A 20,565-nucleotide genomic window follows, 5' to 3' on the forward strand; every position below is an offset into this window, starting at 1 on the left:
ATAAGAGTAGTTGAAATTTTTATCACATTTTTGAGGTTGTTGGAATAATAAGGTAAGTGCTAATTTCTAGCTCCTCTCACAACACCGTACGTACCTTCTATGTTTTATGAACAGTAGCTATCATTTACATTTTCAAACTACCATTCTATCAGACTAAAAGCCAAAATAGACACTTCTACTTCGAGAGATACTCACTTAATTGTTCAGCAATTCGCTCTACTTCTGTTAAAGAAATTTCATCACAATGACTTCTCATGATTTGTTATTAGTTCACTTTAAGGGCTTGCTCATGAAACCAAACAGCGTAAGTCGTAAAAGAAAAAAGCAGTACAAGATTGAACTGCTTTTTCGGATTCAGATAAAATAACTTTAAAATATAGAAGATATCTATTGACTGTAACTATAATTGATTTAAATTTATAACTTCATCTGCTTGATTCCAAATATTGGGATTATGAGATGCAATGATGATTAGACGATTTTCATTTTTCAGATCTAATAATAATTTCATAATTCCTTGTGAAGTTATCAGAACAAGTGATGCAGTCAGCTCATCCGCAAGTATTAATGGTGGATTTTTAAGAATGATTTTCGCTAAAGCAACACGTTGTGCTTCACCGCCAGACAATTCATATATCTTTTGTTCCAGATGAATATGAGTTAGACCAACTCTTGCTAATACATCTTTTTTTTAACTTATCTTTTTCTATATAATTACATTTAAGATTTACTAATCCTAAATCTAGATTAGTAGAAACATTTTCATTATCTAACAAACCAAAATTTTGAAAAAGATATCCTGATACTGTCAATAAAAAAGCTTAGAAAGGCTTAAAGCCTTATCCAAGCTGATATTTGTTCATCTAATTAATAATCTAAATAAAGGATCTACTTCACTTTCATAATACGAACTAAATTGGCTCTTTCTGCCTCCTCTAGTTTCAATTCTATATAATGAATAGTTTCCGACAAGTTTGGAATAATCGAGTATTCTAAACCATTTACACGTCTACGTGTTTTTTCTATTTCATCAGCCATTAACTGACACGTTTTTTCAACTTCTGCCAGTCTTAGTAATTTATCAATTAAACTATTCATTGTAGCAAATACATCATCCATTTCACTATTAGAAGATAAATAGCTGTATTCACTGTTCTCATTTTGAGAAGTAATATTCATATGCATTCTAGGAACTGTTACACTCATGATATTTTCTTTCTCAACAAATAATTCAATTTCTTTCGATGGAATTGAAAATAATTCCTCCATCATTTGAGAATTCTTTAATGATTTAGCAACTGCAAAGGATTTTAGATTATCAATTAGATAACTTTCTACTTCTTTCCGAAGTTGATTATTCTCACGAATCAAAGAAATAAATCGCCTCATCAATTCATCTCTTTTATCCTTTAATAACTTATGTCCACGTTCAGCTGTTTTCAAACGTTCCTTTAAGTTATTCAATTCCATACGAGTTGGTTTTACATTCAAACGTACCATCGATAATCACTCCATTTCCGGATTAAACTTCTACCAAAGGTAAGTATTTATCAAGCAAATCATCTTTGATACGTTTTAACTCTGTTCTAGGAAGAATTGATAGTAATTCCCACCCAAGATTCAACGTATCTTCTATATTTCGATTTTTATAAAATCCTTGATTTATGTACTCTTCTTCAAAACGCTTTGTAAACCTCACATACAATTTATCTACATCAGATAAAGCCGATTCTCCTAATACTACTGCTAACTCTTCAACCTTTTTCCCTTGGGCATAGGCTGCAAACAGTTGATTCATAGTTGGAGCATGATCTCCACGAGTTTTACCTTCTCCAGAACCCTTATCTTTTAATCGAGAGAGAGAAGGTAAAACATTGATTGGTGGACGATAACCTTGATTATACAACTCATGCGACAAAATAATTTGACCTTCAGTAATGTATCCAGTTAAATCAGGAATTGGATGTGTTATATCATCTTCTGGCATTGTTAAAATAGGAATCTGTGTCACCGAACCTTTTTTACCAACTAAGCGACCAGCCCTTTCGTATAGAGTTGATAAATTTGTATATAAATATCCCGGATAGCCTCGTCTCCCTGGAACTTCACGGCGAGCTGCCGAGACTTCACGTAACGCTTCACAATAGTTAGTCATATCCGTCATGATAACTAGAACGTGCATATCTTTTTCAAAAGCTAGATACTCTGCCGCAGTTAAAGCAATGCGGGGAGTTGCAATACGCTCAATTGCAGGATCATTTGCCAAGTTCATAAATAAAACCGAACGATCGATCGCTCCTGTTTTTCTGAGTTCTTCCATAAAAAACTCAGCTTCTTCAAAAGTAATACCCATTGCTGCAAATACAACCGCAAAATTTTCATCAGAATTTAAAACAGTCGCTTGTCTTGCGATCTGAGCAGCTAATTCATTATGAGGTAAGCCCGAACCTGAAAATACTGGTAATTTTTGACCACGTACAAGAGTATTCAAATGATCAATAGAGGAGATCCCTGTCTGAATAAATTCATCTGGATAATCTCTAGATACAGGATTAATAGCTTGACCATCAATATCTAAATATTTCTCTGGAATTAAATCTGGTCCACCATCAATTGGTTTTCCCATCCCATTAAAAATACGACCAACCATATCCTCAGATACAGCCAATTCTAATGCATGACCAGCAAAACGAATTTTAGACTTTTCTAAATTTATTCCACTAGATCCTTCAAAAAGCTGAACCATTGCTTTATCTTCGTGGATCTCTAAAACTTGTCCACGACGAATTTCTCCATTATGAAGTTGAATTTCAACTAACTCATTGTAAGACACATTATTTACTTGTTCAACAATCATAAGAGGCCCAACAACTTCACTAGCAGTTCTGTATTCTTTTATAACACTCATTTATAGACCTCCTGTTTCTAATATCAAATGAATTTGATGTGTAATCTCATTTGATATAATTTTGATTTCATCTAATCTATCTTCTGAAACATATTTACTTCTCGCCATACGGTCTCGAACTGCCACGGTACCTTCCATAATCTCTGTAAAGTAAGAACCCAACTCTAAAGCATGATTTGCCTGATCAGCAAAAGTTAGGATATTACTTAGCATTGCTTCTTGTTTTGCAAACGAAGTGAATGTATCTACCGAATCAAAAGCGTTCTGTTGCAAATAATCTTCTCGAATTTGTTTAGCAATTTCCATCGTTAGTCGTTCATTATCAGACAGAGAATCAATTCCAACAAGACGAACAATTTCCTCTAAACTAGATTCCCGTTGTAAGTAGTTCATCGCACGAGTTATTTTACTATTCCAATCTGTATTCTCTTTACCATCTATATAAGTGCCCACACTGTCTTTATATAGTGAATAAGATGTAAGCCAGTTAATTGCAGGAAAATGACGTCGCTGTGCCAACGGAGCATCAAGCCCCCAAAAAACTTTCACAATCCGTAAAGTGTTTTGAGTAACTGGTTCTGAAATATCTCCACCAGGTGGCGATACAGCTCCAATAGCAGTAATCGTTCCTTCACGTTCTGGAAGCCCTAGAACCTGAGAACGTCCTGCTCTTTCATAATATTCAGCGATACGACTTCCCAGATAAGCAGGATAACCCTCATCACCAGGCATTTCTTCTAGACGTCCTGACATTTCACGTAGCGCTTCTGCCCAACGTGAAGTTGAATCAGCCATAATGGCGACAGAGTAGCCCATATCACGAAAATACTCAGCCATGGTAATTCCTGTATAAATTGAAGCCTCACGAGCAGCAACAGGCATATTTGAAGTATTAGCAATCAGAACTGTCCGTTGCATAATTGATTGTCCGGTATTAGGGTCAATCAACTCAGGAAACTCATTCAGTACATCCGTCATTTCATTTCCACGTTCTCCACAACCGACATAAATAACAATATCAACATTGGCAAATTTAGCTACTTGGTGTTGTACAACTGTCTTTCCTGCTCCAAATGGTCCAGGAACTGCTGCAGCTCCCCCTTTGGTTACTGGAAAGAATGTATCAATAACTCGTTGACCTGTGATTAATGGTTCTTCTGGAATTAAACGTTTAGAAACAGGACGCGCCTTGCGGACAGGCCATTTTTGCATAAGCGTTCCTTTATAGAAACTACCGTCCAATTTTTTTATTTCATATACAACTTCATCAATTGTAAAATCGCCAGATGCAATAGAAACAACTTCTCCAGATACTCCATAAGGAACCATAATTTTATGATTAACTACCTCGGTTTCCTTGACAGTTCCAAGAATATCACCCGTACTCACTTTTTGACCAATTGCTATAGTGGAATCAAAATGCCACTTAATATCTCTATCCAAACTTGGAACTTCTACCCCACGAACTAGAAAATCATTATGAGTAGCCAATTTAAATCGATCTAATGGGCGTTGTATGCCATCAAACATTTGAGAAATCAATCCTGGCCCTAATTCAACCGATAGAGGTTCTCCAGTTGTAACAACAGGTTCTCCCGGACCAAGACCAGATGTTTCTTCATAGACTTGGATAGATGCCTGATCTCTTCTCATTTCAATAATTTCACCGATTAACCCTAGCTTACCTACACGGCAAATATCTTGAATATTAGCCTCCTGCATACCTGATGCAATAACTAGAGGTCCCGATACTTTTATAATCTTCCCTTGAGTCAAAGTTATTCTCCTTACTAAGTCCAAAAATTATAGAATAATATTACAGACAATTTTGTACATTATTATAAAATATTGTGTCCTACTGCTTTCTCTACATTATCCTCTATACGTTTTAATCCTAAATTTAAACCTTGTTTATGAGTCGGTAATAAAATAATAGCAGGCACAACTTGAGAATCATAATGGCGAATTGTATCTAATATCATTGAAGCAATGTCTTCAGTGATATAAATGACACCATAATCAGATTGAGCTAATTTTCTTAGAGTATTTATAGCTTCTTGTTCTTGATAGGCAGGAAATATATCAAACCCAATCATGCTAAAGGGTAAAATGATATCATGGCTACCAATTATGCCAATTTTATACTTATTAGCTTCCATAATGCGGGCGTATCCTTTCTTTTATTGATTCATAAGGAATTGTATTTTGAAGAGCTGATATGATCATTCTAAGATTCTTTACTTCAAACTCACATCCCAATAAATATCTAGCAAGAACTAACGGCCCATCTACATTATACCTTCCTTGATCTAAAGTTTTATACAATAGTAAATCACATAAAAATTCTAACTCAGAAGATGAAATTGTTGCGTCCTGCATCTTAAATTCGTAAGTTGAAAAGATTGAATCTAAGCTTGGATTTATTTTATTGAACCACACAAATATTTCTTGATTTTCTACAATGTATATAAATTCTTTAGCAGAAATACTTCCTTCATCTGAAAGTAATTGTAAAATATCCCCATGACTCTTATTTTGAGATAAACCACGTTTTACAGTAATAATATTATAAAAGTCAATCATTGCAACAATAACCTGAGACAGCACCTCATCTAACTCATTAGATAAAAGTTTCAGATGTTTAAAATATGCTAGATCAGCTCCGACATCAAGTACACGAATATTATTAAAAGTTTCATACTCATTCCAAATTGATTCTACTTCATGAACCATAAAATCAGGAAGTGTATCTGAATGTAAGGAAGTAACTAAATGTTTTAAACTTTCTATATCAAAAATCCCTATTGGAATTAATAATTTAGAAAAATCTTTCTTAATTGCCGCCTTAGATTTTAATAAAACTTTGATATTATGATAAACATATCGTAAAGCAAATAAAGTCACAATTTTATCATTCGGACTTTCAGCATAGGCCCATCTATAATCATTGACTAATTTTGTCATTAGCGAAGTCTCTGTCTGACTAGGATTTTCTAAAACGTCAATCGATAAATGATAGGGAGTTGCTTCTAAGATAAATGCCAATGTCTCCGTATCTTTGGATTGTATAATTTTTTGAAATTTTTCTTCTGTAATAAAATCGTTTTCTTTTACCGAAATCGTCGTATTTATTTTTGAAAAAAGATTAGTATCCATAAAATACCTTTCTAATTTTATTGGAATACTCCAAATTTCTAAGAAGGATTAACCAATTTCATCCTTAATTGATAAAAATTTGATTTGCGATACTTGAACTTTCTTCCTTAGAAATCGATCCAATTAATGTTTTATACAAATAGTTATCATCAATTTTACCTATTGAAATAAGTAAGCCTGATTCATTTGAGATAGGCTGTTCACTAAATAAATGATTTGGAAAAGAGAATTTCAATTTCTCTAATTGTTCCAAATTGAATTTAGCTAAAGTCCGCTCCCCAAAAGTTACTATGACCTCTTGTTGTGAATATCGTTCAAGAATTCGATAGATGAACTCCATTTCTTTATCTGCACTCCAAGATTCCATTTCTATTAAAGCAGATTGAAAAAGTTCTTTTAATATTTTCTGTTTTGATACTAACGTTGATTGGCGTTCCTTATTTTTTAATTGTTGAAAAATTATTTGATATTTCTGTTGTAATTCTTTTAACTTTCGTTCATGTTCAGCTTCTTTTTTCTTTACAATGACCGACTTTTGCATTTCAAATTCATCATCAATCTTCTTTTTGGAATCCAATAATTTCATACGCCCTTTTTCATGAGCTTGTTCAATAACAGACTCTCGTAAGTTTTCTAAATTGCTCATTTAGACACCTCCTTTGAATAGCAAATTAATTTCTTATACACGAAGGGTCAAAATGAATGATACGACAAAGGCAAGAATTGCATAGGTTTCTACCATGGCAGCCAAAATTGCTCCCTTCATGAATTCTTTTGGTCTTTTAGCCAAGATTTGCATTCCCGCTACTGCTACATTTCCTTGATGCTTAGCCGAAAAGTATCCTACAATAGCAATTGGAAGAGCTACAAAGAAATAAGCAACGCCTTTTTCCAAAGGAAGTTCTGGAGTTAATTGCAACCAAATCAAAATTCCAATAACAAAACCATATAATCCTTGTGTTCCGGGCAGTAGTTGCAATATCAAAGCTGAGGCAAATTTTTCTGGCTGTTCTTTCAGTAAAGCTGCGGCAGATTGCCCAGCCTTACCAACTCCATAAGCAGACCCCATACCGCTTAATCCAACCGCCAATACAATTCCCAATGCAGCGAAGAAAGCTCCTCCATAGGTTGAAAAATAAGTTGCTAAATGTTCCATTATATATATCCTCCATTAATTCTTTGTAATAACCTTAATATATTTCTCAGAAGCCTTCAAAGGTTGAAATGGTTTTCCTCCACCCTCATAAAACTTACCAAAAAATTCAACAAATATCAGACGTGCTCCATGAACATATCCTGATAGTAACGATAGAAAAATATTGATCGCATGTAAAAGAATGAATAATACTAATCCAATTGTCAGTTTAGCCAATGTCCCCGGAAACAAACCAACAATTAAATTGAAAGCTGATGCTATACTTGCTCCAGATAATCCTAATGCCATCAATCGAGTGAAACTAACTAAATCACCTATATAAGATGAAATGTTATATAGATTAAACAATCCTGATCCAATACCTGACAAGCTTTTGGCTTGAATAATAGAAACAATCAAAATCCCCACAGCATTAAGAATAGATACCCATTTCCCTAATACAAATAACGGTCTAATATCAGGCATCAACATTCCGACAGCAATAAATAACAAGCCAAGCAGAATAACACACCACGCAAATCCTGAATTATATGCTTCTGCATATTTCTTCATTCTTACTTTTTGTAGTCCTGAAGCTAACAAACCTACAAATACTGTAATAAATCCAAACACAACTGACACTACTAATATAGTCATGACATCCGAGGTTGTAGATATCAGATGAAATGGCAACTCATATCCAAAAAATGAGCCATAGATTCCACCCCAAATTGCAACGGCTACCCCTAATATATTAAAGAATTTTAAAAATCTCTTAGTTACTGAAGGTAGATGAAAAATTTTTAATGCTAACATTGTTCCTAAAAACAATAGTAAACCATAGCCTAAATCAGCAACCATCATTCCAAAAAATGTAAAGTAAAATGGTGCTAATACAGGTGTAGGATCTTTCTCATAATATTTGGGCAGAGCATACATTTCAGTCAATAATTCAAATGGTGCAATTAAAGAGTGATTCGTTAATTTGATAGGTATTTCATCTTGATTATCCGACAATGTTTCCGATTCATAAATATAAATAGAATGTCCAAAACGCTCATCCATAACTTTTATAAAATATAAAATACGAGTTTCTTCTATCCATCCTTCTAATGCAACTAGATGCGGAGTGCTCAAAAGGTTATTCTTAGAGATTTGACGAGCATAGATAGATAAAATATAGTCAATTTGCCATTGTAAATCTATCAAATTTTTCTTTGAATCTTGCAACGATGCTATAATATTCTCTTTTTCAGTTATTAACTGTATGTTTTCTTGATCCAAATCTACTACTCGCTGCTTCGGTAATTCCTTTCTAGAATAATCAAATGGTTCAAATAAGTATTCATCAAAATCAATAGAGCAACTGGACTGATAGAAAACAACAACACCGTACTCTCTATCATTAGAAAATATTTCTTGAACTTCAATATTGTTTTCTAAAAAATTATTGTATAAGCGATTATCTACAGTCCTTGGAATTGTTCCGATTTTTCCTCTACAGAAAGAAAATTGTTCTAAATGCGCAGGAATAATTTCTAATTTTTCCCACTTTATTAATCTCTCTATTTCCTCATTATTACTTTGAATGTCTCTTTCTAATTCATGAACTCTGTTTATTTGATGATTCACTTTTTTAAGAACACCCTCAGCAACATTAGCTTTACCAAATTTTTCTAATTCTTCATAAGAGGTTGTTATCGGAGGTTGCTGTAATAACTTAAACGTGTTTTCTTTCGGTAGGTATTCTTGTAATTTCTCTACAGTTGCTTCCAAATGTTGTTGTTTATTCATCAAATAAGTCAAGGCATCATTTCCTTCAATAACCCCATGATTGGAATTAGAAGTATGAGAAATTTGAATAGTTGGAAATACAACCTCATCTTTTTCTAGAGCTTCTGACCAGTTATCCTGAACCTTTAAATCACGGAACTGCACTGACTCTAGTTCTTGAATAGTTTTTAAAACATCATCAAGACTACTCTTAGTAAATAGTAGAGAAATTCTTTTCATCTGACTAATAGCCATATTTTTCTACCACCCTACCAATAATTTTTTCTACAAATTCTCCTCTCCTACTTGATGAAATATACTGAATCTTTGCATCATTTTCCTTGATTGTTTTATTAACCTCATCAATGAGGTTCTGTTGTTGCATTTCTAAATTGCTTTCTATTGAAATTAATTCTTCGTGACTTTTTTCATCATAACTTTTTTCTAGTTCTTCCAATTCTTCTTGGGAGACAGCTTTATACGTATAAATCTCATTATCATATGATTTTATAATATCGGTTGCAACATTCTCAATATCTTGCATTGTCGAAAATACAGAGTTAGTCATTGTGACACCTCCTTATCTTTCACACTATTTATTAGAAATTCTATCTAAGAAATTTTTTACAGCTCCTATACGACCAGCTTCATTTCCTAATGTAGCTGCCACAACATTATTAGGCAAAAACCTATTATCCATTGCATTTTTAGCTAAAGAACTTTGAATTTCAGGTAACAAAATATCCTTTTTAGCCAGAATCCCACCTCCTAATATGAGAATTTCTGGATTAAGTAGATAAGAAATAGTTAATAAACCTTTTGTTAGATTTTCTACAAAAATTTCAAAAGTTTCTTTAGCGACTTTATCTCCAGAACTTAAATCAGTAAAGAAAGTACGTCCAGTTTGATTAGTTTTCAAGCTCTTCTTTTGATATAAATGAATCAATGCGGTTGTTGAGGCTTTGCTCTGCCAATCCGAATTACCTACAGGAATATAGCCTACTTCACCAGCAGTATAGTTAAATCCGTTAACAATTTGTCCATTGACAATAATACTGCCTCCTATACCTGTTCCAATAGTAACCATTACTACATTTTTCTTATCTTTAGCTTGTCCCTTCCACAATTCACCTAATGCAGCACAATTAACATCATTTTCAACAAAAGTAGACAACCCAAAACGTTTTTCTATCTCGGAAGTAAAGTTTACTCCGATATACCCTGGTATTGTATAGCCTGCATAGATGATTTCTCCTGTATTAGCATTAACAACTCCAGCAGTGGAAATCCCAACACCATCAATTGAATAATTTAAAATATACTCACCAATTAAATCACAGACCTGATTTAATATCTGGTTCGTTCCCAAATCATAGTCAATAATTGTTTCTATTTCTTTGAACTGATTTAAACTCGTTCCCAAATCATCGTATAAATCTGCCTTAATTGTTGTTCCGCCAATATCGATCCCTATAATCTTCATTTCATCACTCCCACATTTTTGATCTCATTACTTTTTGATAAAAAATGGGACTGGGCATTATCCCAGTCCCATCTTTATTTCTTTATTCAATGAGTTGTATCACAGAACTTTAGAAATTATATAATGACAAGAATTTACTATTCTGTTTTACAATAGTTAAGCATTTGTGATTTCTGAAAGACTTACTTTTCGATCTTCTTTAACTGATAAAGTACATGCATCAGCGGTAGCGATTGATTCTAAAGCAGCTACACCATTGAGAAGTTTTTCATATTCTTCTGTAATTTCTCCACCTTTAATGATGTCATGTAGATATTCCATTTCTTTATCAATACATGTTTGTAACCATAATGGGCAACGTACTCCTGGTTTACCGTACGCAATTGCTCCATCCATACCACGACCGGTATAGATAGCTGTACGGTCATCATCTTCTTCTTGAGTTTCATGTACTAAGAAGTGTGATTCTCCTTCACCTTTAACACGAAGAGTACCTCCAGTATTGAACAAGTCAAGTTTGATAGCTCCTTCAGTTCCTTGAATCAAGACGTAGTGTTCACCCCAACGGAAAGCATTACCATATTCCAAAACAGCATAACGATCATCAGAGTATTCTAGGTTTACAATGAGCATATCATCTTCATCACCAAAGTTTTCACCTTTATGATATACATTGCCTCCTACCATTGTCGCTTTTTCAGGAAGTCCTCCCATGATGAACTGAATGCAATCTAATTCATGAATATGGTGGTACAAATGTCCTCCAGATTGAGAACGAAGTTTCTTCCATGATACAGTTGGTTGTTGTTCTTCCCAACCTGTACGAGCGGCATGGCAATAAAGAACTTTACCGATTTTACCTTGAGTAATCAATTCTTTAGCATGGTGTACACCATTAAAGAAGTTCATGATGTGACCAGCCATAAAGATAACATTATTTTCTTTACATGCGTCAACCATGGCTTTACAATCTTCATAAGACAATGCAATTGGCTTTTCACAAAATACGTGTTTGCCATGTTGAGCAGCTTTCACAACAGGTTCACGGTGAAGGTAGCTAGGTGAAGCTACGATCACACAATCAATATCTTCACGTGCTACAAGTTCATCTAAACTTGCACAAACATCTGATCCCAACTCTTGAGCAACTTCTTCTCCATGATTTGGGTCAAATACCGCAACCACTTTTGCATCTTCAATTTTGTTCATTGAGCGAGCCAAATCAGCTCCAAAATATCCAGCTCCAACAATACCGTAATTTACCATAATTTTTATCCTCTTTCTATATATTTTTAAATTTCAGCTTTAATTCTTTTTCAAATCTTCAATCTTAAATGTTATATATGGTACAACATTTTTCATATGAAGTTCATTACGAGACCATGAATCAAATTTTTCAAACATCAATCCAATTTCATGATTTGGTAACTCTGTCAATGTTGAATATGAGTATCCATAGTTACTATAATCAACATCGTGATGATAACGCCAATCAATTGTATTATCATCATTAATTAGACCAATCGAAATTTGTCCGTGTTTACGACCATTTGTGGAGTTTGGAGTACTTAAAATGACAGCCTTTTTACCATCAATCAATTGACTATAATTGATGATTGATAATTGTGTTCCATAACTTGGATTTGAAACAAAATTCAAATATTCCGGCGCACTCCAAGTAGTACCTGCGTCTTTACTTGTTAAATATGCAATTTTACCATTATTTGTACGCATGTATGCTTGAATTACTCCTGGACTCAATTCTACAAATTGTGCTTCTGCTGACCAACTAGAAGGAAGTGGCACAACTTTAACTTTCCAAGACGCTCCATTATCATCACTATAAATGAATGCAGACTCTTTACCAGTGTAAGACGGAATAAGAATACGTCCAGTTGAGCTTTCAATGATTCCACGTCCAGGACCCAAATAAGGCGCATTCCGATTAAGTCCCATAATAGGAGGTAATAAAGTTGGTGCAGACCAAGATTCGCCATGATCATTGCTAGAAATATATGCAATATAGTTCGTTGGCACTACTTTGAATAATGCATCTTTGTAGAAGATATTCATATGGACTTTAGTCCCATTACGATATTCAGTCTTTTTATTATTTTCAAATGAAACCGAATATTGCTCTACCGTCAAATAATTACCATTTTGTTTAATACCGAATTTTTTATCTACTGAAAATTCAGTTGGTCTGTTGGTACGATCGTCGTATACAGTACCATTCTCACGAATAGTATAATTATAATCAGTATCACCTTGTTTCTTTAATTTAAGGTAATAATTACCATCAATTTGTTTATAACCTGAATCTTTTCTAGTAGCTTCTCTAAAACTTACTCCAGCAGGCATAACATCAGCAAACATGAGTACTTGTTTGTTATTTTTTTCAACAATAACAGAGTCAATATAGGTTGCACCACCGCTGATTTGTAAGTCACGTCCACCAACATCACGAGGCCATTCTAATGGTACTGGAGCAAAATCATCGAATGCCAATGTTAATTTTGGTTTAGTCCATGTCTTACCATTATCATCACTATAACTTGTAGCAATATTAATTTTATTCAAGAAATCATGAGTTCCACCGTAACGAGCGTCAATGCTTGAAAAAACCCGACCATTGCTAAAAGTATACAGAACTGGAATACGGAAATAGTTAGAACCAGTTGTATCATTAGCCGTATAAATTAAATGTCCAGTAACAGTGTTTGTTGTCATCTTTTTAACAGTTTCTTCATCCAATGCACTATTAAAGAATTTGATATTTTCTAGTGTTCCGTTAAAACCAAACGCCGTTTTTCCTGCACGTTTCACTCCCCCAAGCATATAGTAATCAATACCTTTAATATCCTTGATGCTTAGGAAGTTATCCACTTTCTTTTCTACTACTTTTGTACCATTAGCATATAAAGAATATGTTTTTTTGACTGAATCTGCTACTAATGCAACAGTGTTAGTCACAGCCTCTTGTTTGTACTTACCCCAAACTGAAGCAGGTCTGGATACTAGGTGATTTTTATTGGAAGAAGTATCACGCGCTTCCATTCCCAATTCACCATTGTCTCTAAGGAACACATCTACATAACTATTTTGTTGACCGGGTTTAGAATTAGATATTCCAAACAGAGCTTGTAAACCTTTCTCACTAGACTGATTGTACTTAATCACTACAGTAAAGTCACCGCTAGTAAGTTTATCCTTTAACTCATTAGTAACATTTTCTCCGCCCCCTGTTAAAGTAACATTATTTTTTTCTAAGACAGGAGTTTCTTCCGCTGTAGAAGATGGATCCTTAACAGTAGTTTCTACTGTTCGAGATTGTGCTGTAACTTCCGAAGAATTATCCGATTTAGGTTGTACTCCCGAAATCGCATCCGCTGTAGAAGATTGATCCTTAACAGTAGTTTCTACTGTTCGAGGTTGTACAGTAACTTCCGAAGAGTTACCCGATTTATGTTGTACTTCCGAAATCGAAGTCGTTGGTGCAACAGGTTGCACCAACTCTGGTGTTGATACTTCAGAAGTTTCAGTCTCCTGAGCTGCAACTGAGTTAGCAACAAATGCTGATAATACCACTACAGTGCCTAAGGTTACATATTGTTTAATATTTTTTTTCATTTTATTTTTCCTCGTTTAAAACTTTGATAACAAGTTTTTTAACAGTTTCATCATTGCAATGAATCTTTGGTTGGTGAAGATCTTCTTCAAAAGTCACCAACATATTCCCTGGGAGCAATTCAACAATTTGATAGTCTTTGCTATCGTAAAAAGCAATATCCTTCTCTTCGCTAAAAGGTACACGTGACTTAGCACGAACTGGGGAAGTTACTGCCATTTTTTCTGTATTTTCAACAACAATATGAATATCTAAATATTTCTTATGAGTTTCAAAAATATCTCCTGGAACTCCATCAGCTAGATAAGTCATACAATTTGCAAAAACATTTTCCCCGTCAATATCAATTTTTCCATCAACCAAATCTGTCAAATTTGTATTTTCTAAAAAATCACAGACTTTTGAAAAATGTTTATTGACAGAAGCATATCGTCTAAAATCATTTTGTTCAGAAATAATCATAATATTTTCTCTTTTCTATTAGTGACTAGTGACGAACTTCCCAACTTGAATCCGCTTTAATTTCTGAAATATCATGAATCGTTGTATATTTAGGTGCAGATACTTTATTTTCAGTAAGAACAGATACAATATAACCTGAAACTACTGATACAGAAATTGAAATCAATGAATATGCCCAGTAGCTAACAGCTGTTGGAGGAAGGAAGTATTTAATAAATACCATAACGATGGTTGATACAATCAGCGCTGCATAAGCACCTTGTTTATTTGCTTTTTTAGAAACAAAACCAAGAATGAATACACCACCAAGTAGACCAAGTACAAGTCCCATGAAACTATTGAACCATTCGTATGCAGATTTAATATCTGAATGAGCCATGATAATGGAAACAACAATTGAGAATAAACCTACTGCTAGAGATACGAATTGTGCAATTTTCGTACGACGATCATCTGACATATTTTTAGAAATGACATCTTGAATATCCAATGTCCATGAAGTTGCAACAGAGTTCAAACCTGTTGAAATAGTTGATTGAGCTGCTGCATAAATCGCTGCCAAGATCAAACCTGTGACACCTACTGGTAACTGGTATGCAATAAAGTACATAAAGATTTGGTCTTGAGGGATATTGCTAGCTGCACTGCCTGCATTTTGTACTTGATAGAATACGTACAAGCCTGTACCGATCAAGTAAAAGACTGTTGCAGTAGCAAGTGACAAGACACCATTTGTGAACAACATTTTATTAAGTTTCTTAATATTTTGTGTTGTAGTAAAACGTTGAACCAAATCTTGAGATGAAGCATAGGAAGATAAGATTGTAAAGCCTGAACCCATCACAATTAAGAAGATGGAGTTTGAAAGCAAGTTAGGATCGAAAAGTTTTTCATTTGCAGCAAGGAATTTCCCGTTTGCTAATGTTTCTGCTACTGCACCAAAGCCACCTTTAATATTAGCCATCAGTACAAATAAAGCTACAACGACACCACTAATCAGAACCACACCTTGAATAAAGTCTGTCCATAATACGGATTTTAGACCACCAGTATAAGAATAAACAATTGCAATTGCACCCATCAAAATAATCAAAATATTGATGTCAATTCCTGTCAATACTGATAAACCAGCTGATGGGAGGTACATAATGATAGACATACGTCCCAATTGATAAATAATAAACAAGAGTGCTGAAATAATACGAAGTGCTTTAGAATTAAAACGTTTATCCAAGTAATCATATGCCGTATCGATGTCTATCCGTGCAAAGATAGGTAAGATAAAACGAATTGTCAGTGGAATAGCTACAACCATCCCTAATTGAGCAAACCATAAAATCCAGCTACCTGCATAAGAGTTACCAGCGAGTCCCAAGAAGGAAATCGGACTGAGCATTGTGGCAAAAATGGATACCGAAGTAACATACCAAGGAACCGAACCATCTCCTTTAAAGAACTCTTTTCCTTTCATCTCTTTTTTAGAGAAATAGATACCCGCAACCAACACCGCAAGTAAATAAACAATCAAGATAATTAAGTCAATTATTGTAAATCCTGTTGTGCTCATAACATATCTCCATATTGATTTTATTTATTATAAAAATTCTTTTCGTGCTTGTTGAATAAGTACAGCTGCTTGTTTTGCAACCTCCAAGTCACCTTCTGCCAATGCTTCTAAGGGTTGACGAACAGAACCTAAATCAAGTTTTTCATTTAGACGCAAAACCTCTTTTGCTACAGCATACATATTTGCCTTACCTGATACCATCTTATAGATAACTTCATTGATAGCATATTGAAGTTTTTTAGCAGTATCTAAATCTCGTTCTTGAATCAAACTTTCCAATTTCAAGAACAAATCTGGCATAACGCCATAAGTACCACCAATACCAGCTTCTGCTCCCATCAAGCGACCACCAAGATATTGTTCATCTGGACCATTGAATACAATGTAATCTTCTCCACCTGCAGCTACAAACATTTGAATATCTTGTACAGGCATAGAAGAATTTTTAACTCCAATCACACGAGGATTTTGACGCATTGTTGCATACAAACTACCAGTCAATGCAACCCCTGCCAATTGTGGAATATTATAAATGATAAAATCTGTATTTGGCGCAGCTTCACTCATTGCATTCCAATATGCTGCGATTGAATATTCTGGCAATTTGAAGTAAATAGGTGGGATAGCAGCAATAGCATCGACTCCAACACTTTCTGAATGTTTTGCCAATTCAATACTATCTTTCGTGTTATTACATGCAACATGGTTGATAACTGTTAATTTACCTTTGGCAACTTCCATAACAGCTTCAATAATTTGTTTACGATCTTCTACACTTTGGTAAATACATTCACCTGAAGAACCATTTACATAGATACCTTTTACACCTTTGTCAATGAAATATTGCACCAGAGATTTTACACGTTCTTGGCTAATTTCACCATTTTCATCATAGCAAGCATAAAATGCAGGAATAACGCCTTTGTATTTAGTTAAATCTTTCATCAGATTTCTCCTTTATATTGTTTTTTATTTGATGACATTAATAAATCGCTGAGCAATTTCTTTTGGACGTGTAATCGCTCCACCAATGACAACACTGGTAACACCTAAACTATAAGCTTTTTTTAATTGTTCTGGATAATGAATTTTTCCTTCGGCAATTACCGGAATATTAAAATCAGCCAATTTTTTCATTAGTTCAAAATCAGGCTCATCTGATTGTACACTTGTACTTGTGTACCCTGATAATGTTGTACCAACAAAATCAACGCCTGATTTAAATGCATAGAGACCTTCATCAAAATTACTTACATCCGCCATCAATAATTGATTAGGATATTTTTCTTTTATTTTTTTGATAAATTCACTGACAACTAAGCCATCATATCTTGGTCTTAAAGTTGCATCAAATGCAATGACTGTTGTTCCGCATTCTACAAGTTCATCTACTTCTTTCATCGTAGCAGTAATATATGGTTCTTGAGGTGGATAATCTCTTTTGATAATTCCAATTATTGGTAAATCTACTACTTTCTGAATTGCTTTAATATCACGCACAGAATTTGCGCGAATGCCCACTGCTCCTGCCTCTAAAGCTGCTTTAGCCATAAAAGGCATCAAGCTAAATTCTTCATTATAAAGGGGTTCACCGGGTAAAGCTTGACAAGAAACAATGACTCCACCATGGACTTGACTTATAAATTTTTCTTTAGTCCAAATTTGGCTCATTTTATTATTCCTCCTTATGGATAATAGTTTGATTGTAATAATATTGTCTCTCTGGACTTTCCAGATAATGAGAGAATAAGCAGTCTGTAATTAAAAGTATTGGAAACTGAGGTGATATGCGATTGCCATACGAGAGATGATTGATCGAAGCTAATAACAATAATTCGTCAAAGAAACAATCTTCTTCGTCAAAATTTCTTGTAGTCATTAAAACTGTTTTAGCGCCTTTATCCGCAGCTTTTTGAAGACCTTCTAGTACAATATCAGTTTGACCTGAAATAGATGCTCCAATGACGAGGCAATTTTCATTAAGTAATAAGCTATTCCACAAAATCATATCCTCGTCTGATAATACTTCACCAATGACTCCGAGACGCATAAATCTCATCTTCATTTCTTGTAAAGCAAGAACAGAACTTCCTTCACCATAAAGATATACACGCTCAGCAGTTTCTATCATCTCAGCAATACGCTCAAGTTGAACTTCATCAAGAACCGTGTAAGTTTTTCTCAACATTTCTTCATAGTCGGATAAAACTTTTTCTGTAGCCTCTGTATACAATGCTAACTTTTCTTTCTCACGAATCATCTCTTGGTATTTGAAAATGAATTGTCTAAAACCTTTAAAACCACATTTTTTCGCAAATCGAGTCAATGTTGCTTTGGATACATTAAGGCTTTCGCACAATGCCTCACATGAATAATTATTAAGAGGTTGCTGTTTTAAGAAGAATTTAGCAATGTCTTTTTCAGAATATGCCATATTTGGTAAGTTAGCTTCTATCATTGGAATTAGTTCTTTTTGTAGTAACATATGAGCTCTCCTTTGTTAAAGTAAACGTTTACATTCTTTATTCTAACACTTATTTTTTTTTTTTTCAATATTTTTCATGATTTAGAAACTAGTTTCCAATTTCTTTCATTTCATAACAGAACAACAAATATAAAGATATAACAATTTTTTATTCTTTATATTTGTATTTTATGCCTTTTAAGAACATTTCTCGACGTAGATATGCTCATATATACATGTTTTATTAATTTATATTTTTATTTTATTATTTCTTTCGAAATTTCTATACAACATTTTATTTCTAAAAAAATAGAAAAAATGTTCCTAGTTTCTTTATTTTATGCTGTTAATACATTTTTGTTTCCGAATTAAAAATAATCCTATAAAAACTACTGATTTATGAGATAAATCAGAACACCTATTTTAAAAAAGCATCAAACTATAAACTAGTAGGTTCCACACTAAATGTAGCCCCATACTGCCCCATAAGTCAGATTTATAGCGTACAAGCCCTAAAAACATCCCAAGTGAAACATACAAACACCAAGCTAGAATGGTTCCTGGATGATGAGCTAAAGCGAACAAAACACTTGTCAACGCAATTCTGATATCTAATTTTTTGACCAAGTTCCATAAAATTTCTCGATACAAAAATTCTTCAACCATACTCGCATTGATTAAGAACAATAAAAATGAAAACCAAGGAACTTGATGTTGAAGCCCAATTAAGTTTACTTGATTCGTGCTTCCTTGAGCATGAATCAGACTAAAACATAGACTTATAATCAGTAGGCTAACGAATCCAATACCAATCCATTTCATCCTAGATTTCATACTGACCTTATGCGCTTTTTTACGTTGACCATATATCCATAAAAATGAAATGAGTGATGCACCATAGAGAATCTGTAGTATAGTTAACTCACCGATACAAAAAAATTTCAGTAAGTATAGAGATACCAATAGGACATTTACTTGTTGAAATATATAAACTGGAATTATTCTTTTCATAGTTACCTCCGAAATAAATCTTCATAATCTAAATCTAATACCTGCACAATCCTTTCTACCCATGGACTTTGAGGCATTCGTTGTTCCATCTTATAGTGGCGAATCTTTTGATACAAACGATTCAATTCACTTGGATAGTGAAACTCTCCCACAAACATTTTTCTGGTTAACTCAATCCAGCTGATATTTCTTTCAGCCAAAATAATGGACAAGTTCTCCCAAAATCGTTCAGCCATATTGCTTCTCCTTTAGTTAGATAAATAATGTGTTTGTTCCATGTAAATCAATTGTTTCGTATCTCTTGGCAATAGAGCTCTAGCCTCTTCCAAATTCAGATTTGGATAAACTCGCTTATTTGAAACCGCAAGAGGAAGTCTGATGGTTAGTTCAGGATTTTTTAAAATCATCTCAACGAAATCCGTTAATCTTAGATTGTCACGGTTCTTAAATCGTAATAAATTTGGGGATAAAAACTCAAAACAATCTGAAGAATAGCTCATCATCTCAATTAATTTTTCCTTTGTTATTTCAGAAATCGAATGACAAGATACCTCGATACCGTAGTTTTGAAAGAAATCTAAAAGAAGTTGATTTCTATGGTTATTTTTACTTAGATAGAGATCAATCATGGGAGACCTCCAACAGATTCGGTTCCATTTGATATTCTGAAACGATTAAGGAATCTAATAAATTGGAGAAGTTAATTGATTTCTTGTCTTCATCATAAGCTTTTACAGTTACTTGGGTTGTAAGTATTCCCTCTTTTCCCTCAGCTCGATAGCCTTGCCCATATAAAACAAAAACAAGATTCTGATTATCATCTACCAATGCATCAACTCCGTTCTTTATATCCTGACTTTCAAGGAATTCCATAATGTTTTGAAGATAAGATTCATAAAATAGTGGGTAATTATGTTTTTTATGGTAATCATCTAAAAATGTCACCTCAAACTCACATGGATAATTGGGCATCAAAAA

At 33.9% G+C, this 20,565-nt stretch carries 21 protein-coding genes and 1 pseudogene; all 22 read right to left on the bottom strand.

The window, feature by feature from the left end; translation table 11 throughout:
- Positions 1–400: 400 nt before the first annotated feature.
- A pseudogene (locus tag HMPREF2701_RS11470) lies at positions 401–800 on the bottom strand (ATP-binding cassette domain-containing protein); the annotation flags it as partial.
- Between the two features lie 88 nt (positions 801–888).
- Positions 889–1,500 (bottom strand): V-type ATP synthase subunit D, encoded by a 612-nt coding sequence (locus HMPREF2701_RS03420; RefSeq protein ID WP_070482086.1) that lies wholly within the window; start codon positions 1,498–1,500, stop codon positions 889–891.
- Between the two features lie 22 nt (positions 1,501–1,522).
- Positions 1,523–2,908, bottom strand: a complete 1,386-nt coding sequence (locus HMPREF2701_RS03425; RefSeq protein ID WP_000111248.1) for a V-type ATP synthase subunit B — start codon at positions 2,906–2,908, stop codon at positions 1,523–1,525.
- Entirely contained in the window at positions 2,909–4,684 is a 1,776-nt protein-coding gene (locus tag HMPREF2701_RS03430) for a V-type ATP synthase subunit A (protein WP_070482088.1), read from the bottom strand.
- 62 nt (positions 4,685–4,746) lie between these two features.
- Positions 4,747–5,067, bottom strand: coding sequence for a V-type ATP synthase subunit F (locus HMPREF2701_RS03435; RefSeq protein WP_000387939.1), 321 nt, complete (start codon positions 5,065–5,067; stop codon positions 4,747–4,749).
- Positions 5,057–6,064, bottom strand: coding sequence for a V-type ATPase subunit (locus tag HMPREF2701_RS03440; RefSeq protein WP_070482090.1), 1,008 nt, complete (start codon positions 6,062–6,064; stop codon positions 5,057–5,059). Before HMPREF2701_RS03440 ends, HMPREF2701_RS03435 begins: the two co-directional genes overlap by 11 nt.
- 64 nt (positions 6,065–6,128) lie before the next feature.
- Positions 6,129–6,710, bottom strand: a complete 582-nt coding sequence (locus tag HMPREF2701_RS03445; protein ID WP_049500018.1) for a hypothetical protein — start codon at positions 6,708–6,710, stop codon at positions 6,129–6,131.
- A 33-nt stretch (positions 6,711–6,743) separates the two neighbouring features.
- Positions 6,744–7,220: a V-type ATP synthase subunit K gene (locus HMPREF2701_RS11005; protein ID WP_000400484.1), complete on the bottom strand. Its 477-nt coding sequence runs from the start codon at positions 7,218–7,220 to the stop codon at positions 6,744–6,746.
- Between the two features lie 15 nt (positions 7,221–7,235).
- On the bottom strand, positions 7,236–9,227 hold the full coding sequence (locus HMPREF2701_RS03455; RefSeq protein ID WP_070482092.1) for a V-type ATP synthase subunit I: 1,992 nt from the start codon (positions 9,225–9,227) through the stop codon (positions 7,236–7,238).
- Positions 9,217–9,540, bottom strand: a complete 324-nt coding sequence (locus HMPREF2701_RS03460; protein WP_024058024.1) for a hypothetical protein — start codon at positions 9,538–9,540, stop codon at positions 9,217–9,219. The genes HMPREF2701_RS03455 and HMPREF2701_RS03460 overlap by 11 nt, the downstream gene beginning before the upstream one ends.
- 24 nt (positions 9,541–9,564) lie before the next feature.
- On the bottom strand, positions 9,565–10,455 hold the full coding sequence (locus HMPREF2701_RS03465; protein ID WP_024058025.1) for an ROK family protein: 891 nt from the start codon (positions 10,453–10,455) through the stop codon (positions 9,565–9,567).
- Between the two features lie 156 nt (positions 10,456–10,611).
- On the bottom strand, positions 10,612–11,721 hold the full coding sequence (locus tag HMPREF2701_RS03470; protein ID WP_000248712.1) for a Gfo/Idh/MocA family protein: 1,110 nt from the start codon (positions 11,719–11,721) through the stop codon (positions 10,612–10,614).
- 39 nt (positions 11,722–11,760) lie between these two features.
- The gene (locus HMPREF2701_RS03475) at positions 11,761–14,085 is read right to left on the bottom strand and encodes a sialidase family protein (RefSeq protein ID WP_070482093.1); all 2,325 of its coding nucleotides are present in this window, start codon (positions 14,083–14,085) and stop codon (positions 11,761–11,763) included.
- A gap of 1 nt (position 14,086) precedes the next feature.
- Positions 14,087–14,545 carry a NanQ anomerase/TabA/YiaL family protein gene (locus HMPREF2701_RS03480; protein WP_070482096.1) on the bottom strand — a complete coding sequence of 153 codons (459 nt, stop codon included), beginning with the start codon at positions 14,543–14,545 and terminating at the stop codon, positions 14,087–14,089.
- 25 nt (positions 14,546–14,570) lie between these two features.
- Positions 14,571–16,112, bottom strand: a complete 1,542-nt coding sequence (locus HMPREF2701_RS03485; RefSeq protein WP_024058028.1) for a sodium:solute symporter family protein — start codon at positions 16,110–16,112, stop codon at positions 14,571–14,573.
- A 27-nt stretch (positions 16,113–16,139) separates the two neighbouring features.
- The gene (locus HMPREF2701_RS03490) at positions 16,140–17,057 is read right to left on the bottom strand and encodes an N-acetylneuraminate lyase (protein ID WP_024058029.1); all 918 of its coding nucleotides are present in this window, start codon (positions 17,055–17,057) and stop codon (positions 16,140–16,142) included.
- A 24-nt stretch (positions 17,058–17,081) separates the two neighbouring features.
- On the bottom strand, positions 17,082–17,783 hold the full coding sequence (locus HMPREF2701_RS03495; RefSeq protein WP_024058030.1) for an N-acetylmannosamine-6-phosphate 2-epimerase: 702 nt from the start codon (positions 17,781–17,783) through the stop codon (positions 17,082–17,084).
- Positions 17,784–17,787: 4 nt separating this feature from the next.
- On the bottom strand, positions 17,788–18,597 hold the full coding sequence (locus HMPREF2701_RS03500) for a MurR/RpiR family transcriptional regulator (RefSeq protein WP_070482098.1): 810 nt from the start codon (positions 18,595–18,597) through the stop codon (positions 17,788–17,790).
- Positions 18,598–18,999: 402 nt separating this feature from the next.
- Positions 19,000–19,587, bottom strand: coding sequence for a CPBP family intramembrane glutamic endopeptidase (locus tag HMPREF2701_RS03505; protein ID WP_070482099.1), 588 nt, complete (start codon positions 19,585–19,587; stop codon positions 19,000–19,002).
- A gap of 2 nt (positions 19,588–19,589) precedes the next feature.
- On the bottom strand, positions 19,590–19,823 hold the full coding sequence (locus tag HMPREF2701_RS03510; protein WP_048773326.1) for a hypothetical protein: 234 nt from the start codon (positions 19,821–19,823) through the stop codon (positions 19,590–19,592).
- A 12-nt stretch (positions 19,824–19,835) separates the two neighbouring features.
- Complete coding sequence (locus HMPREF2701_RS03515) at positions 19,836–20,216, bottom strand: thioredoxin domain-containing protein (RefSeq protein WP_070482100.1); 381 nt, start codon at positions 20,214–20,216, stop codon at positions 19,836–19,838.
- Positions 20,209–20,565, bottom strand: a 357-nt coding sequence (locus HMPREF2701_RS03520; RefSeq protein WP_261674406.1) for a hypothetical protein, incomplete at its 5' end; no start/stop codon positions are given. The genes HMPREF2701_RS03520 and HMPREF2701_RS03515, both read right to left, overlap by 8 nt.

Source organism: Streptococcus sp. HMSC077D04 (genome assembly GCF_001808785.1).
GTDB lineage: Bacteria > Bacillota > Bacilli > Lactobacillales > Streptococcaceae > Streptococcus > Streptococcus mitis_BX.

What these genes read in the sequence shown, in the direction of transcription:
- HMPREF2701_RS03420 (WP_070482086.1), bottom strand. Translation starts at nt 1,500, where the DNA reads ATGGTACGTTTGAATGTAAAACCAACTCGTATGGAATTGAATAACTTA.
- HMPREF2701_RS03425 (WP_000111248.1), bottom strand. Translation starts at nt 2,908, where the DNA reads ATGAGTGTTATAAAAGAATACAGAACTGCTAGTGAAGTTGTTGGGCCT.
- HMPREF2701_RS03435 (WP_000387939.1), bottom strand. Translation starts at nt 5,067, where the DNA reads ATGGAAGCTAATAAGTATAAAATTGGCATAATTGGTAGCCATGATATC.
- HMPREF2701_RS03440 (WP_070482090.1), bottom strand. Translation starts at nt 6,064, where the DNA reads ATGGATACTAATCTTTTTTCAAAAATAAATACGACGATTTCGGTAAAA.
- HMPREF2701_RS03445 (WP_049500018.1), bottom strand. Translation starts at nt 6,710, where the DNA reads ATGAGCAATTTAGAAAACTTACGAGAGTCTGTTATTGAACAAGCTCAT.
- HMPREF2701_RS11005 (WP_000400484.1), bottom strand. Translation starts at nt 7,220, where the DNA reads ATGGAACATTTAGCAACTTATTTTTCAACCTATGGAGGAGCTTTCTTC.
- HMPREF2701_RS03455 (WP_070482092.1), bottom strand. Translation starts at nt 9,227, where the DNA reads ATGGCTATTAGTCAGATGAAAAGAATTTCTCTACTATTTACTAAGAGT.
- HMPREF2701_RS03460 (WP_024058024.1), bottom strand. Translation starts at nt 9,540, where the DNA reads ATGACTAACTCTGTATTTTCGACAATGCAAGATATTGAGAATGTTGCA.
- HMPREF2701_RS03465 (WP_024058025.1), bottom strand. Translation starts at nt 10,455, where the DNA reads ATGAAGATTATAGGGATCGATATTGGCGGAACAACAATTAAGGCAGAT.
- HMPREF2701_RS03470 (WP_000248712.1), bottom strand. Translation starts at nt 11,721, where the DNA reads ATGGTAAATTACGGTATTGTTGGAGCTGGATATTTTGGAGCTGATTTG.
- HMPREF2701_RS03475 (WP_070482093.1), bottom strand. Translation starts at nt 14,085, where the DNA reads ATGAAAAAAAATATTAAACAATATGTAACCTTAGGCACTGTAGTGGTA.
- HMPREF2701_RS03480 (WP_070482096.1), bottom strand. Translation starts at nt 14,545, where the DNA reads ATGATTATTTCTGAACAAAATGATTTTAGACGATATGCTTCTGTCAAT.
- HMPREF2701_RS03485 (WP_024058028.1), bottom strand. Translation starts at nt 16,112, where the DNA reads ATGAGCACAACAGGATTTACAATAATTGACTTAATTATCTTGATTGTT.
- HMPREF2701_RS03490 (WP_024058029.1), bottom strand. Translation starts at nt 17,057, where the DNA reads ATGAAAGATTTAACTAAATACAAAGGCGTTATTCCTGCATTTTATGCT.
- HMPREF2701_RS03495 (WP_024058030.1), bottom strand. Translation starts at nt 17,783, where the DNA reads ATGAGCCAAATTTGGACTAAAGAAAAATTTATAAGTCAAGTCCATGGT.
- HMPREF2701_RS03500 (WP_070482098.1), bottom strand. Translation starts at nt 18,597, where the DNA reads ATGTTACTACAAAAAGAACTAATTCCAATGATAGAAGCTAACTTACCA.
- HMPREF2701_RS03505 (WP_070482099.1), bottom strand. Translation starts at nt 19,587, where the DNA reads ATGAAAAGAATAATTCCAGTTTATATATTTCAACAAGTAAATGTCCTA.
- HMPREF2701_RS03510 (WP_048773326.1), bottom strand. Translation starts at nt 19,823, where the DNA reads ATGGCTGAACGATTTTGGGAGAACTTGTCCATTATTTTGGCTGAAAGA.
- HMPREF2701_RS03515 (WP_070482100.1), bottom strand. Translation starts at nt 20,216, where the DNA reads ATGATTGATCTCTATCTAAGTAAAAATAACCATAGAAATCAACTTCTT.